This window comes from Neorhizobium petrolearium (assembly GCF_017873175.1).
Taxonomy (GTDB): domain Bacteria; phylum Pseudomonadota; class Alphaproteobacteria; order Rhizobiales; family Rhizobiaceae; genus Neorhizobium; species Neorhizobium petrolearium.
The window spans coordinates 22,124-34,244 of the sequence record NZ_JAGGJW010000022.1; the positions used below are offsets into that span (position 1 = coordinate 22,124).

17 protein-coding genes are annotated in these 12,121 nt (G+C 65.7%); all 17 read left to right on the forward strand.

Annotated features, from left to right (window positions below; all coding sequences use genetic code 11):
- Nucleotides 1-277: 277 nt before the first annotated feature.
- The 17 genes from J2046_RS30180 (at nucleotide 278) to J2046_RS30255 (ending at nucleotide 12,121) form a co-directional block, all read left to right on the forward strand.
- On the forward strand, nucleotides 278-1,213 hold the full coding sequence (locus J2046_RS30180; RefSeq protein WP_210058154.1) for a DUF2493 domain-containing protein: 936 nt from the start codon (nucleotides 278-280) through the stop codon (nucleotides 1,211-1,213).
- A 164-nt stretch (nucleotides 1,214-1,377) separates the two neighbouring features.
- Nucleotides 1,378-1,794, forward strand: coding sequence for a hypothetical protein (locus J2046_RS30185; RefSeq protein WP_210058155.1), 417 nt, complete (start codon nucleotides 1,378-1,380; stop codon nucleotides 1,792-1,794).
- A gap of 723 nt (nucleotides 1,795-2,517) precedes the next feature.
- On the forward strand, nucleotides 2,518-2,919 hold the full coding sequence (locus J2046_RS30190) for a single-stranded DNA-binding protein (protein WP_210058156.1): 402 nt from the start codon (nucleotides 2,518-2,520) through the stop codon (nucleotides 2,917-2,919).
- 234 nt (nucleotides 2,920-3,153) lie between these two features.
- Nucleotides 3,154-3,402 (forward strand): helix-turn-helix domain-containing protein, encoded by a 249-nt coding sequence (locus tag J2046_RS34010; protein WP_233470390.1) that lies wholly within the window; start codon nucleotides 3,154-3,156, stop codon nucleotides 3,400-3,402.
- Nucleotides 3,377-3,781: a DNA -binding domain-containing protein gene (locus J2046_RS30195; RefSeq protein ID WP_411828570.1), complete on the forward strand. Its 405-nt coding sequence runs from the start codon at nucleotides 3,377-3,379 to the stop codon at nucleotides 3,779-3,781. The genes J2046_RS34010 and J2046_RS30195 overlap by 26 nt, the downstream gene beginning before the upstream one ends.
- A 107-nt stretch (nucleotides 3,782-3,888) precedes the next feature.
- Nucleotides 3,889-4,140: a transcriptional regulator domain-containing protein gene (locus J2046_RS30200; protein WP_210058157.1), complete on the forward strand. Its 252-nt coding sequence runs from the start codon at nucleotides 3,889-3,891 to the stop codon at nucleotides 4,138-4,140.
- A 13-nt stretch (nucleotides 4,141-4,153) separates the two neighbouring features.
- On the forward strand, nucleotides 4,154-4,660 hold the full coding sequence (locus J2046_RS30205) for a DUF2285 domain-containing protein (RefSeq protein ID WP_325169806.1): 507 nt from the start codon (nucleotides 4,154-4,156) through the stop codon (nucleotides 4,658-4,660).
- A gap of 140 nt (nucleotides 4,661-4,800) precedes the next feature.
- The gene (locus tag J2046_RS30210) at nucleotides 4,801-5,100 is read left to right on the forward strand and encodes a helix-turn-helix transcriptional regulator (protein WP_210058159.1); all 300 of its coding nucleotides are present in this window, start codon (nucleotides 4,801-4,803) and stop codon (nucleotides 5,098-5,100) included.
- Between the two features lie 18 nt (nucleotides 5,101-5,118).
- Nucleotides 5,119-6,300 (forward strand): replication initiator protein A, encoded by a 1,182-nt coding sequence (locus tag J2046_RS30215; RefSeq protein WP_210058160.1) that lies wholly within the window; start codon nucleotides 5,119-5,121, stop codon nucleotides 6,298-6,300.
- Nucleotides 6,297-6,950, forward strand: a complete 654-nt coding sequence (parA, locus tag J2046_RS30220) for a ParA family partition ATPase (protein WP_210058162.1) — start codon at nucleotides 6,297-6,299, stop codon at nucleotides 6,948-6,950. The genes J2046_RS30215 and parA overlap by 4 nt, the downstream gene beginning before the upstream one ends.
- Entirely contained in the window at nucleotides 6,947-7,690 is a 744-nt protein-coding gene (locus J2046_RS30225) for a DNA-methyltransferase (protein WP_210058164.1), read from the forward strand. Before parA ends, J2046_RS30225 begins: the two co-directional genes overlap by 4 nt.
- Nucleotides 7,687-7,941: a hypothetical protein gene (locus J2046_RS30230; RefSeq protein ID WP_210058166.1), complete on the forward strand. Its 255-nt coding sequence runs from the start codon at nucleotides 7,687-7,689 to the stop codon at nucleotides 7,939-7,941. The genes J2046_RS30225 and J2046_RS30230 overlap by 4 nt, the downstream gene beginning before the upstream one ends.
- The gene (locus J2046_RS30235; RefSeq protein WP_210058168.1) at nucleotides 7,938-8,456 is read left to right on the forward strand and encodes a DUF2840 domain-containing protein; all 519 of its coding nucleotides are present in this window, start codon (nucleotides 7,938-7,940) and stop codon (nucleotides 8,454-8,456) included. Before J2046_RS30230 ends, J2046_RS30235 begins: the two co-directional genes overlap by 4 nt.
- Nucleotides 8,453-8,992, forward strand: coding sequence for a S26 family signal peptidase (locus J2046_RS30240; protein ID WP_210058170.1), 540 nt, complete (start codon nucleotides 8,453-8,455; stop codon nucleotides 8,990-8,992). Before J2046_RS30235 ends, J2046_RS30240 begins: the two co-directional genes overlap by 4 nt.
- Nucleotides 8,993-9,037: 45 nt before the next feature.
- Nucleotides 9,038-9,373, forward strand: coding sequence for a DUF736 domain-containing protein (locus tag J2046_RS30245; protein ID WP_210058172.1), 336 nt, complete (start codon nucleotides 9,038-9,040; stop codon nucleotides 9,371-9,373).
- A gap of 123 nt (nucleotides 9,374-9,496) precedes the next feature.
- Complete coding sequence (locus J2046_RS30250; protein WP_459213538.1) at nucleotides 9,497-10,138, forward strand: lytic transglycosylase domain-containing protein; 642 nt, start codon at nucleotides 9,497-9,499, stop codon at nucleotides 10,136-10,138.
- Between the two features lie 243 nt (nucleotides 10,139-10,381).
- A complete protein-coding gene (locus tag J2046_RS30255; protein WP_210058175.1) occupies nucleotides 10,382-12,121 on the forward strand; it encodes a relaxase/mobilization nuclease domain-containing protein in 1,740 nt (579 codons plus the stop codon).

A 12,121-nucleotide genomic window follows, 5' to 3' on the forward strand; every position in this document is an offset into this window, starting at 1 on the left:
ATTCATCATCTGAGGCATCCTTTGAAGTCGGAGAGAGCGGCGCCCACGGCCTTCTGAGAGGGCGATCGGCCCACAAACGGCCCGGACAGGTAATGGCCGCGTTCGGGCTATTTTCCGCCGGCGGGCAAGCCCGCCTTTGCATCGCGAAACAAAATAGCCCGAACCCGGCCATCGGAGCCCTCGCGAGGGCGCGAGGGTGCCAGTCCAGTCCGCCCGTGGGCTTTCGACGCCTGCGAAGGCCGCGATGGGCGCGGTCTCCAGACAAAGGACGCCTCCGATGACGAACGAAAACGAAAACTTGAGCTTCGAGCCGGACCACACCTCGTCCCCCACCGATCATCTCCTCACCGAACTCCAGCTCTACGGCTGGCGGCCGTATCAGGACGAACCCGATCCCAGGCCGCTCCCGGAGGGCAACGCAGTCGCCGCAGCCGTCGCAGATATCTTCGACGCCCTCGTCGCGACGCTCGGCGACACCCGCCTCGAACCCGACCTCGACGAGTTGCTCTGGGGGACCGTCAATCTCTTCCACCGCGCCGCGAGCCGGGTCGAACGCGATCTCGACGACAACGAGCAGGCGCAGCGCCGCCTCCAGCGTGAACAGGACGGCAGCGAGGTGAAGTCGGTAGAGCTTGAGCGCTTGACGGCAGAAGGGCAGACCCTGATCGAGCGGCGCAACAGCATGGAACTCTTCCGCGACGTCGCCTCGGAAGCCTTCGAGCACCACACCGGCAGCGCCTGGCGGCCCCGTACCGGCTCGATGGTCAACCATCGCAACCTGACCGCCGCGATGATCGACAGCCGGGACTTCCTTGCCGCGAAACACCGGGCCGAGACCGAGGTAATGCTGCCCGCCGGCCCCAAGGTTGCCTTGACCGGAGGCGCCGACTTCAACGACCACCGCCTGATCTGGGCGAAGCTCGATCAGGTCCATGCGAAGCACCCCGACATGGTGCTAATGCACGGCGGCACGCCGAAGGGCGCTGAACTGATCGCCTCCCGCTGGGCCGACCACCGCAAGGTGTCACAGGTCGCCTTCCGGCCCGACTGGACGAAGCACGGGAAGGCCGCGCCCTTCAAGCGCAACGACGCAATACTCGACGTCCTGCCGGTCGGTGTCCTCGTCTTCCCCGGCACCGGCATTCAGGAGAACCTTGCGGACAAGGCCCGCAAGCTCGGCATCCCCGTCATGAAGTTCGACGGCGGCGCGTAAGCGCCGCCGCCTAGCGGCTGTTCCCGCCGCCAATACTTGACTAGCGGAGAGGTTGATGGCTCTTATGAAACATCTTTGCAGAACCGGAACAGTAGCATAGTCGCAGGCGGAGCGTATCTACAGGCAGCCTGTCGTGATCCTCAACCGATCATGTGGAGGCTTCCATGTCGCTCATCCTACTCGCCATCTCCTTGACGATCGCGTTCTGCATCTTTGCCTACAATCTTGCGATCTACGCTTTGCCTTTCATGGTTGGTTTGTCGGCCGCCCAATACGCATGGGGTGCTGGAGCCGGCATTTTCCTGTCCGGACTGGCCGCCGCCGGCGCGGCGTTGTTTTCGATCGGCCTCGTCATCGCAGTTCTTGGCTTCGCCAGGAATCCGGCTCTGCGGCTGATCGCTCTCGCCGTCTTTGCCGTACCCGCCGTCATCGCCGGATATGCACTCATCCACGGCATCGCGAAGAACGCCATCGATCCCGGCCTGATGCTCAATTTGCTTTCCGGCAGCGCCGGTCTGTTCATCGGCATCGCGGCCATGGTCAATCTGAACGCCCTCGGCGTGTCGTTGTTCTCGCGCTGATCGGTCGGCCGCGATCCGGCGCGACCATGAAAAAACCCTGCGGCTTGCACCGCAGGGTTTCGCGGTTCACACGCAGTCGAGGTTGTCGCGTCAACGCCGCCTTTGTCGTCCTTGCTTTCGGTCTGCTTCGCTCGGCTTGGAAAGCCGGTCACGGCTTGAGATCGGCATGCCGTGGGCAATCGATGCCCGCCAGACCATCCATTTCGTGGTGGGGGACGTGAGGGCGAACCAGAACCTTCATGCCTTTCTCGCAATTTGGCTGAATCGGGCCTTTCCGCCGTCGAAGACGGTGATGCGGTGCTGTTCCGTGTCCTTAGAGCCCGACAGCCGCCTCATTCTTCTTCCGCCCATGTGTCCGTCCGAGCGGCGAAGACGCAGGGTGGCCGGAAGGGGAGAAGGTTGGGTATCGCTCCGAAGCATGCAGGTCCGTGAGCCTGCCTGGTCGCTGTTACCGGCAAGGACAATGGTTCTGCTGCGCGTCTCCGTATTCCTGCTTTCAAAGGCACCAATCCCTCCGACTGACTGATCCCCTAAGTCCGTTCGGTTTCCACCAGCAACCCCCGCGGCTCCCAGCCGTGTTGCCGCGCAAGCGCGGCTGCCCGCCCCACCTGGGGCCTTAGGGGCGAGCTGCCGAAAGGTTCGGCAGTTGCGGGAGTCTCCCGACGGCCTTGGCCGGGTCTCGTCGGAGGGAATGGTCCCTCCGAGAAGCAACGGAGACTTACAATGCAGAACATCGTCATTCTCGCCGGCAACATCGGTCAGGCCCCCGAAACCCGCACGCTCCAGGGCGGCACCCGGATCACCCACTTCACGCTGGCCACCTCGCGCCCCCGCTATTCCGACGGCAAGGTCGTCCGGGACGAGAAGGGCTACCGGGTCCAGGACACGGAATGGCACCGCATCACCGCCTTCAACGGCCTCGGCAGGACAATCCAGGAATATTGCGAGAAAGGCATGAAGGTTCTGGTTCGCGGTCGCATCCACTACTCGAAGTGGACGGACCAGCAGGGCAACGACCGCTACGGATGCGAGATCATCGCCGAGACGGTCGACTTCCTGAGCCGGGCGAAGCAGACCGAAAGCAACGACGGCAAGTTCATCGACGACGATGACATCCCGTTTTGAGCGGGAACCTCTGAACCCCGGCGGCGTAAGCCGCCGGGTTTTTCATGGTCGGGCCGGATCGCGGCAACTGGCCGTCCGACAGGTCGGCCATGGTCCGAGACGACCGAATCAGTCGCCATAGGAAAGCTGATTCCACTGTCGGTCAGGCATTTCATGCTGGTGAAACGAGCCAAGAACGACTAAATTAGTCGTAGTTCTGGAGTGCGCACAGGTCCGAATGGGAGGTGGTCATGCATGATCACCGCCCGACAATCACGGGCCGCGCGCGCGTTGCTGGGTTGGACGCAGGAGACGCTCGCTGACAGGGCCCGAGTAGCATTGACCGCACTGAAACGCCTCGAATCCGAAAACGGTCTCGAAGTGTTCGAATCGACGCGTGATCAGGTGCGCCGGGCTCTCGAAGCGGCCGGGATTGTTCTCCTTTCGACAGACAAGGGCGAAGGAGTTTTGCTTCTGCATGACAGGAGCGATTCGTCCCGGTAGTCGCCGGGCACCGAGCTACCAAACCCTTGTCAAAAAAAGGGGCTATCTCCTGAGCGAGATGGTTAACGGACGTAGCGCGCGTGAATATGGTGGCCCGATGGGACAGGAGACGCAAACATTTCTGGACGAACCACCGTTCAGCGAAACGATCACATCTTATGATCGCAAACATATGAAACTCTACATGCGGCTGGTCGACGCCAACCGTGACGGCGCCGACTGGCGCGAAGCGGTGCATATCCTGTTCGGCCTCGATCCCGATCGCGATCCCAAGCGCTGCCGCTCTATTCACGATGCGCATCTGGCGCGCGGGCGGTGGATGTTGGAGCACGGCTATCGCGAACTGGTTCGTGAAGACCAGCGCCGGTCACCATCGTGATGCGCGGGACGCATCACCCGTTGAGGTGCGACTGACTTCCGCAGATCAACCGAAACGGGAATCGTGAATCCCCCAAATACTTAGACAGAAACTTGGGAGGATCAGCGATGACACCCGACGCATCGATCTGGCGTTCCTCGGAATATGACCATCTGGACGCGCTGACAGCGTCCGATCTGGCCTGGGAATGGCTCCGCCGTAACGACGCTTATGACGCGGATTTTCAGGGGCCGGCCTCGGCTCCCGGAACTCCCGAACCACTGACCGAGCGCATTCGACAGCGGTGGGGGTTGCGATTTCCCGGTCGACCCCCTGACACCTCCGCCGGAAGCGCCGGTCTTCTGGCTTCCGCAGGATGACACAAGCGTTGTCGTGCTCACCGAGGCACCAGTTGACCTCGGCTCCAGCATCACGAGCGATGGTCCCGAACTGTGGCGGCGAGACCTGCCGATGGGTGATGAAGACCCTGCATTTCGCTTTGCCCTTGCGAACGGTCAGTGCATCCAGATCATCGACCAAGCCATTGACGGAAAAGCAGATGCCGTTGCGGTCATTCCTCTCGGCATAGACGGCTTCGATCGAATCGAGGCCGTCTATCGATTTCTCTCGGCGTTGCATGGCCGCGCTATTCCTCCCGACACGCGCCTGACACGTCAGCAGCGCGCCCGCCAGCGCCGGATGCTGCGCGCCTTCGACGGCTATCGCGCCGGCGCGACACAGCAGGAAATCGCCGAGGTCATTTTTCACATCGATCATCTCGATCGCGACGACTGGCAGGCGTCTTCCATACGCCACGCCATCAAGGCGCTCCTGCGCGATGCCCGCGCCACGATCGCGGGCGGCTATCGAAAGCTCCTTCGTCATCGCCGCCAATCCTAGCGCGGTCGCGCCCCTCCGTGGTGGGCGAATTCGATACCCCCCAACTTCGCCCTGCAACTCGCCGGCTTTCCTCCGCCACCGTGGTCCTTGCCCGCCGCTGATCCGCGACGGCCGTCCCCAACACCACGGAGGTCCGATCCATGCCACATGAACCCGTCGTTCTCCCGCCGCGCTTCCTTCGCACCAAGGAAGCGGCGGAGTTTCTCAGCCTCTCCGCCCGCACACTCGAAAAACACCGGACCTACGGAACCGGCCCGGCCTACCGAAAGCTTGGCGGCCGCGTCGTCTATGCCATCGACGATCTCGAAACCTGGGCTGCTCGCGGCGCGGTGACGTCGACGTCCGATCCGCGCGGCTCCGTGCTGCCGGCGAAGCGCCACACGCCAGCCCAGCCGGTCCACGCCGGCCGCTACGCCCGCTACGCCCGCTACGCCCGCTGACCGCGGCCGGCTTCCTTCATGGCGGTGCGGCGTCGATCCCTTTCGGAGCGCGGGCAACTCGATCTGTTCCGAGCGCTTCCCGGCGACTTCGCGCCACGAGACGCGCAGGATCTCATGGCCTATCCCTTCTTCTCCTTATCCAAGACCCATCGCGTCGCCCCGATCGATTTCGTCGCCGGCAACGTGACGATCCGGGTCGAGGCGGTTCCCGATCATGGCATGGCCACGATATGGGATGCCGACATCCTGATCTGGGCGGCAAGCCAGATCGTCGAAGCCCGCGACAACGGGCTTCGCACCTCGCGGCTGATGGCCGCCACGCCCTATGAAATTCTCACCTATGTCGGCCGGGGCACCAGCTCGCGCGACTATCAGCGCCTGAAAGCTGCGCTCGACCGCCTGCAATCGACCACCGTTTCCACCTCGATCCGACAACCTTCTGAAGGCCGCCGTCATCGCTTCTCGTGGATAAACGAATGGCAGGAGCGCACCGACCGCAACGGCCGCCCGGAGGGCATCGAGTTGATCGTGCCGGACTGGTTCTACCAGGCCGTCCTCGACGATGCGCTCGTGCTCACCATCGACCGGACCTATTTCAACCTGACGGGCGGCCTCGACCGCTGGCTTTACCGCCTGGTGCGCAAGCATGGCGGCCGCCAGCGCGATGGCTGGCGCTTCGACTTCCGTCACCTTCACCAGAAATCCGGCAGCCTGTCGCCATTCAAACGCTTCGCCTTCGAACTGCGCGACATCATTCGGCGCCAGCCGCTGCCAGGCTACAGGCTCTTTCTCGAAGCCGAGATCGGCGGGCGTTTGCTGCTCGCGTTCGAGCCGATGCCCGCCTGTGGACAAGCTGTGGACGGCCTCGTGCTATCGGGAACCCGGACTATCGTGCTATCGGGAACCCGAGGCTCGTGCTATCAGGAACCCAAACACGGTGTAAGACACGGAAACTCCACACGAAATCGCGCCCTTAACTTAGAGTCTAACATAGACTCTAACCTTGAAGAGCGCGCGCGCGATGTGGAAAACCTCGTCCGCGACGCCGCCAGAAGCCTCAGCGTAACGGCGAAGAAGAGCGCGCCGGTCCAACCAGCCAAGCCCCTTCGCACAGAAACGCACGATCGCGCGGGCTCCTCCGTTTCCACCGACTCGGCGATGCCTGGGCTTCCTCTCGATCCACCGGGAGGACGCCGATGATCGTCGCGGTTCTCAACCAGAAAGGCGGCGTCGGAAAGACGACGCTCGCGCTGCATCTCGCCGGCGAGCTGGCGATGCGCGGCAAACGCGTCACCCTGATCGACGCCGACCCGCAGGGCTCGGCGCTCGACTGGTCGCAGCGACGTTCGCGTGAGGGCCTGCCGCGCGCCTTCGGCGTCGTCGGCTTGGCACGGGATACGCTGCATCGCGAGGCACCCGAACTCGCGCGCGACGTCGATCATGTTGTCATCGATGGCCCGCCGCGTGTCGCCGGCCTCATGCGCTCCGCGCTGCTCGCCGCCGACCTCGTGCTGATCCCTGTGCAGCCGTCGCCGCTCGACGGCTGGGCCTCCGCCGAGATGCTTGCGCTCCTGACGGAGGCGCGCATCTACCGGCCCCAGCTCGCCGCCCGTTTCGTGCTGAACCGCTGCGGTGCCCGCACCGTCATTGCTCGCGAGACGGCCGAGACCCTGGCCGACCACGATCCGCCGCTGCTCGCCACAACGATTGGCCAGCGCGTCGTCTTTGCCGACGCCGCGCAGACCGGGCGGCTCGCCTCGGACATCGACCGCCGTTCGCCCGCCGCGCGCGAGATCGCGGCGCTGGCCACCGAGATCGAGCGCCTCCGTGCGGGGAGGACTGCGACATGATGGTCCTCACCGGCGACTGCCGCGAGTTGATGCCGCATCGCGGCCCATTCGACATGATCCTCGCCGATCCGCCTTACGGCGGCACATCGCTCGCCTGGGACCGCCGCGTCGAGGGCTGGCTTCCGCTCGCGCGGGCCGCCCTCAAGCCGACCGGCTCGCTGTGGGTCTTCGGCTCTTTGCGCAGCTTCATGGTAACGGCAATCCGGTTCGCAGATGCGGGCTTCCGGATCGCCCAGGAGATCGTCTGGGAGAAGCAGAACGGCACAGGCTTCCATGCCGACCGCTTCAAGCGCGTGCATGAACTCGCCGTTCAATTTTACCCGGCCGAGACGCCGTGGCGCGACATCTACAATGACGTCCAAACCACGCCCGATGCGACGGTCCGCACCGTGCGGCGCAAGCAGCGTCCTCCCCATACCGGCCAGATCGACGCCGGCCACTACGTCAGCCACGACGGCGGGCCGCGCCTCATGCGCTCGGTCATCTACGTGCGCAACTGCCACGGCCGCGCGATCCACCCGACCGAAAAGCCGTCGTCGCTCCTCGAAATCCTGATCCGCACAAGCTGCCCGGCGGGCGGTCTGGTCGGTGACTGGTTTGCCGGATCGGGCGCGGCCGGGGAAGCCTGCCGGCTCTCCGGCCGTCGCTACCTCGGCTGCGAGATCGACGCGGACATGGCCGAGCGCGCCCGCGCGCGTATCGCCACTGTGCTGCCGTTCCATGACGGAGGTCCGTCATGACGGCGCGCACCGAAAGGCGCGGCTTCGCGCAGCGCCCCGCCGATCCCGATGGATGGATCAAGGCCGCCGACACGCCTCCGCCACGCAATGGCGCAGCCGTGACCTTCACGGCCCGCCTCACCATCGACATCACGCCTGAGCTGCGCGGCCGGATCAAGATCGCCGCCTACGGTCGCGGCGTCACCGTCGCCGACATGCTGCGCGAGCTGTTCGAGCGCGAATTCCCCGACACCCAAGGAGACACACCATGACCGGCAATGCGGCGCTCCGCATCGGCGGCCGTCCGTTGCCGGACGGTCCCGCCGCCTTCACCACGCTCGTTGAACTCACATGGATCGAGAAGCGCATCGAGAACTGGATCAGGTTCGGGCGCGAAAGCTACGAGCAGAAACTCGACCGCCGTCACAGGGTCGTCGGCTTCGCGCCCGGCACGATCTTTTGCCTCGTCCGTTGGGCGGCAAACGATTACGGAACGATCATCTCGCGCCTCGATATCGTGCGCGCCGTCGACCGTGGTGAGCTGTTCCAGACACTACCCTTCGTGCGCCCCGGCGGCGAAATCCTGCTGAAGGTCGAGAGCTGGCCGAAGGTCGAGGAGGTGCTTCGTCACGTCGACGGCATCGAGGCCCTCGGCATCGATGCCGCGGACGCCGATCCCGATCACTGGCGGCACGTCGCGCATTGGATGAATGCCGGCGAGACGCCGCGCCCATACACAGCCGAGCGCCATCAGGCGTGGCTCCGGCGGCGGGAGATCCGGCGATGATGCGGCTCGGCTACCTCGCGGCGACATCCGTCGCCGTGCTCGGCATCGCCGCAGCCAGCGCCATGCCGATGAAACTCATCTGGAACGCGACGGCGAGCGCGCCGGTCGGCTTCTACACGGTATCGCCGGCCGGGCGGATCGAAGTGCCGGCTCTCGTTGCCGTCATGCCGCCGGAGCCGTTCGCCTCCTTCATGGTCGGACGCGGCTATGTCGGCCGCGACGTCCCGATCCTCAAGCACATCGTCGGCCTGCCGGGGCAGCGCGTGTGCCGCGATGGCCGCGCCATCACGGTCGACGACGTTCCGCTCGGCGAGGCCCGCGACCGCGACAGCCGTGGCCGCGACCTGCCGGCCTGGCGGGGCTGCCGCGTGATCGGCGGCGGCGAACTTTTCCTCATGAACCTCGAAGCCGCCGACAGCCTCGACGGCCGGTACTTCGGCCCGTTTCCCGCCTCCGCGGTGATCGGCCGGGCCACCCCGCTTTTCACCGACGAGGACGGCGACGGCCGCTTCGTCTGGCGCGCGCCGACGCGGTGAGCGCGCATCCTTCGCAATCCCACCGCAGCACAGGAGACCATCACCATGGCCCAGATTGGACATTTCACCCGCACAGAATCCGGATTCGAGGGACGGTTCAGGACGCTTGGCATCGACGAGGAAATGACCCTCGTTCCCGCCGAGCCGTCGGAAGCCGAGAACGCCCCGAAATACCGCGTCCTGCTCGGTGACGAAGACGGCCTCGATATCGGCGCGGGCTGGATACATGTCGGCGAACGGGCCGGCGAGTTCGTCTCGATCACGATCTACAGCCCGCTACTCGGCGGCACGTTTCGCGCAAATCTCTTCCGCGCCGGTGACGACGGTTCTGCCTGGGTGCTCACCACCGTCCAGCCCTCCAAGAAGCGGCAGGAGGACTGAATGGCGGCGCCCCGAGACCGCGCCTGCGCCGGACGTTTTTCCACCGTCCGGCGCTCAGCGCTCCTTCTCCTTTCCGGCCTGCTCTTCACCCTGGCCGCAACGCCGACGGTTTTGGCGCAAAGCGTGTCGCCTACGAGCACCGTCGCCGCCCATCCGCATGCGGCGCATATCGCCGAGGCATCGCGCCGCTTCGGCATTCCGCCAGCATGGATCGTCGCCGTCATGCGCGCCGAGAGCGCGGGCGACGTGCGGGCCGTCTCCTCGGCCGGTGCGATGGGGCTGATGCAGGTCATGCCGGACACCTGGGCCGAGCTTCGCATCCGCCACGGCCTCGGCCGCAATCCCTACGATCCGCGCGATAACATCCTCGCGGGTACTGCGTACCTGCGCGAAATGTGGGATCGCTATGGCGACATCACCGCCATGCTCGCGGCCTACAATGCCGGACCCGCACGCTACGACGAGCATCGTGCGAAGGGTCGCCCGCTGCCCGCCGAGACGCGCGCTTACGTCGCTTCGCTCGCGCCCGCGCTGCGCGGCGAGCGCCCTTCGAAGAGCGGTTCGGCGATCACTCGGCCGCTTGACTGGCGCGAGGCGGCGATCTTCGTCGCGCGCGATGGCGGCACTTCCAGCGCCGATCCCGCGGCCGCGGACCGCTCGCCGGACGACGTCCATTCACCCGTCACGGCGACACCGCAGATGCTTGTCGCCGCACAGCCAGAAGGGCTGTTCGTCGCCCGGAATGCCGCTGGGGACCGGCCATGAGCGGCCCTGCGGTACTTCGCATCCCATCGTGCGCTGGCGTGTCATGGAGAGCGCCGGGGGTGGCGGCAGGCGCAGCAACCGGACGATGGCAGGATAAAAAGGCGCACGGTGCGCTTCGGTCGGTCGGTTGTTTTTGTTCATGTTTTCGGCGCGTTCCGCACCGTGCAGCGCTGGCGCGCACCGTGCGCTCCGCGTCCATCCTCCTGATTTGCCTTCGAGTTTTGCACGGTGCGGGGTCACGTCATGTCCGATGACAGCGAGTTCCGCATCCGTCCGGGGCGCATCCGATCAACCCGCGCGCAGCAGGCCCGGCCTTTCGTCGCACAGGCGCTCGCCGCTGCGAAGAAGGCAGGCGGCGGCGTCTCGCGATCGGGCCGCGTCACCTCCGGCAACCGCTCACGATTCGGGCGCGGTCAACGCGCCAGCATTCAGGCCAACCGCCTCATCACGTCGCGCACGCGCGGCGCTGTCGTCAAGGTGCGCGTGGTCCGCCACTCCCCACGATCCGCGCCGCTCGGAACCCATCTCGACTATCTGCGCCGTGACGGCGTGACCCGTGACGGGGAAAAGGCGCGGCTGTTCGGGCCGGGAACCGAGAATGCCGATGCCCGCGCCTTCGCCGAACGCTGCGGCGACGACCGGCATCATTTCCGTTTCATTGTCTCGCCTGACGACGCGCCCGACATGGCGGACCTCAGATCCTTCACCCGCGATCTCGTCGGCCAGATGGAAAAGGATCTCGGCACGAGGCTCGACTGGGTGGCCGTCGATCACTGGAACACCGAGCATCCCCATATCCACCTGATCGTGCGTGGCGTGCGCGATGACGGCCAGGATCTCGTGATCTCGCGCGACTACATCAAGGAAGGTATGCGCGACCGGGCACGCGATCTCATCACCCAAGAACTGGGGCCGCGCACCGACCTCGACATCCGCCGCTCGCTCGAAAGCCAGATCGAGACCGAACGTTGGACGCAGCTCGACCGCCAGCTTGTCCGTGATGCCGGCAAGTCCGGCATCATCGACCTTGCGCCGCACGCCGACCGCCAACCAGACGAATTCCATGCGCTGAAGGTGGGCCGGCTGCGGACGCTGGAAATTCTTGGCGTCGCGGGACAGGTCGGTCATTCGCAGTGGTTCATCAGGCCCGAGGCGGAGAGCGTCCTGCGCGAACTTGGCGAGCGCGGCGACATCATCAAGCGCATGCACCGCGCGCTCGCCGAACGCGGCATCGAGCGCGGCTCGGCGAGTTATGTGCTGGCCGGCGAAAGCCTCGACGTGCCCGTTGTCGGCCGTCTGCTCGAACGCGGTCTCGATGATGAGCTGAAGGGGACGGCCTTCGCCGTGGTCGACGGCGTGGACGGCCGCACCCATCATATCAAGCTGCCGCATCTCGACGCCGCCGGCGACAGCCCGCCCGGATCGATCGTCGAGCTGCGCGCCTACGAGGATTCGCAAGGCCAGCGCCGTGTCGCGCTCGCCGTCCGCTCCGATCTGGATATCCACGCGCAGGTCAACGCAACGGGCGCGACCTGGCTCGACCGGCAGGCGGTTGCCCGCGAGCCCATCGCGCTGTCGGAGGGTGGCTTCGGCGCCGAGGTGCAGCAGGCTCTTGACCAACGGGCCGAGCACCTCATCGGCGAGGGTCTAGCCGAGCGGCAGGGCGGGCGTGTCGTCTTCGCACGGCGGCTCCTCAACACGCTTCGCCAGCGCGAGGTCGGTGCGCTCGGCGAGAAGCTTGCCGCCGAGACCGGCCTGCCATTCAATCATGCCGGCGGCGGGGAATATGTCGCCGGTTCCTATCGCCAGCGCTTCACGCTCGCCTCCGGCCGCTTCGCCATGATCGACGACGGCCTCGGCTTCCAGCTCGTCCCCTGGTCGCCCTCTCTCGAAAAGCAGATCGGTCGTCACGTCTCCGGCGTCGCGCGCGACGACGGCGGCATTGACTGGGATTTCGGGCGCAAGCGCGGGCTCGGCCTCTAG

Coding starts and splice junctions, on each gene's coding strand:
- J2046_RS30230 (WP_210058166.1), top strand. CDS start 7,687: ATGACGGCGCGCACCGAAAGGCGCGGCTTCGCGCAGCGCCCCGCCGAT.
- J2046_RS30190 (WP_210058156.1), top strand. CDS start 2,518: ATGCAGAACATCGTCATTCTCGCCGGCAACATCGGTCAGGCCCCCGAA.
- J2046_RS30245 (WP_210058172.1), top strand. CDS start 9,038: ATGGCCCAGATTGGACATTTCACCCGCACAGAATCCGGATTCGAGGGA.
- parA (WP_210058162.1), top strand. CDS start 6,297: ATGATCGTCGCGGTTCTCAACCAGAAAGGCGGCGTCGGAAAGACGACG.
- J2046_RS30210 (WP_210058159.1), top strand. CDS start 4,801: ATGCCACATGAACCCGTCGTTCTCCCGCCGCGCTTCCTTCGCACCAAG.
- J2046_RS30235 (WP_210058168.1), top strand. CDS start 7,938: ATGACCGGCAATGCGGCGCTCCGCATCGGCGGCCGTCCGTTGCCGGAC.
- J2046_RS30240 (WP_210058170.1), top strand. CDS start 8,453: ATGATGCGGCTCGGCTACCTCGCGGCGACATCCGTCGCCGTGCTCGGC.
- J2046_RS30195 (WP_411828570.1), top strand. CDS start 3,377: ATGACAGGAGCGATTCGTCCCGGTAGTCGCCGGGCACCGAGCTACCAA.
- J2046_RS34010 (WP_233470390.1), top strand. CDS start 3,154: ATGATCACCGCCCGACAATCACGGGCCGCGCGCGCGTTGCTGGGTTGG.
- J2046_RS30200 (WP_210058157.1), top strand. CDS start 3,889: ATGACACCCGACGCATCGATCTGGCGTTCCTCGGAATATGACCATCTG.
- J2046_RS30215 (WP_210058160.1), top strand. CDS start 5,119: ATGGCGGTGCGGCGTCGATCCCTTTCGGAGCGCGGGCAACTCGATCTG.
- J2046_RS30225 (WP_210058164.1), top strand. CDS start 6,947: ATGATGGTCCTCACCGGCGACTGCCGCGAGTTGATGCCGCATCGCGGC.
- J2046_RS30255 (WP_210058175.1), top strand. CDS start 10,382: ATGTCCGATGACAGCGAGTTCCGCATCCGTCCGGGGCGCATCCGATCA.
- J2046_RS30185 (WP_210058155.1), top strand. CDS start 1,378: ATGTCGCTCATCCTACTCGCCATCTCCTTGACGATCGCGTTCTGCATC.
- J2046_RS30180 (WP_210058154.1), top strand. CDS start 278: ATGACGAACGAAAACGAAAACTTGAGCTTCGAGCCGGACCACACCTCG.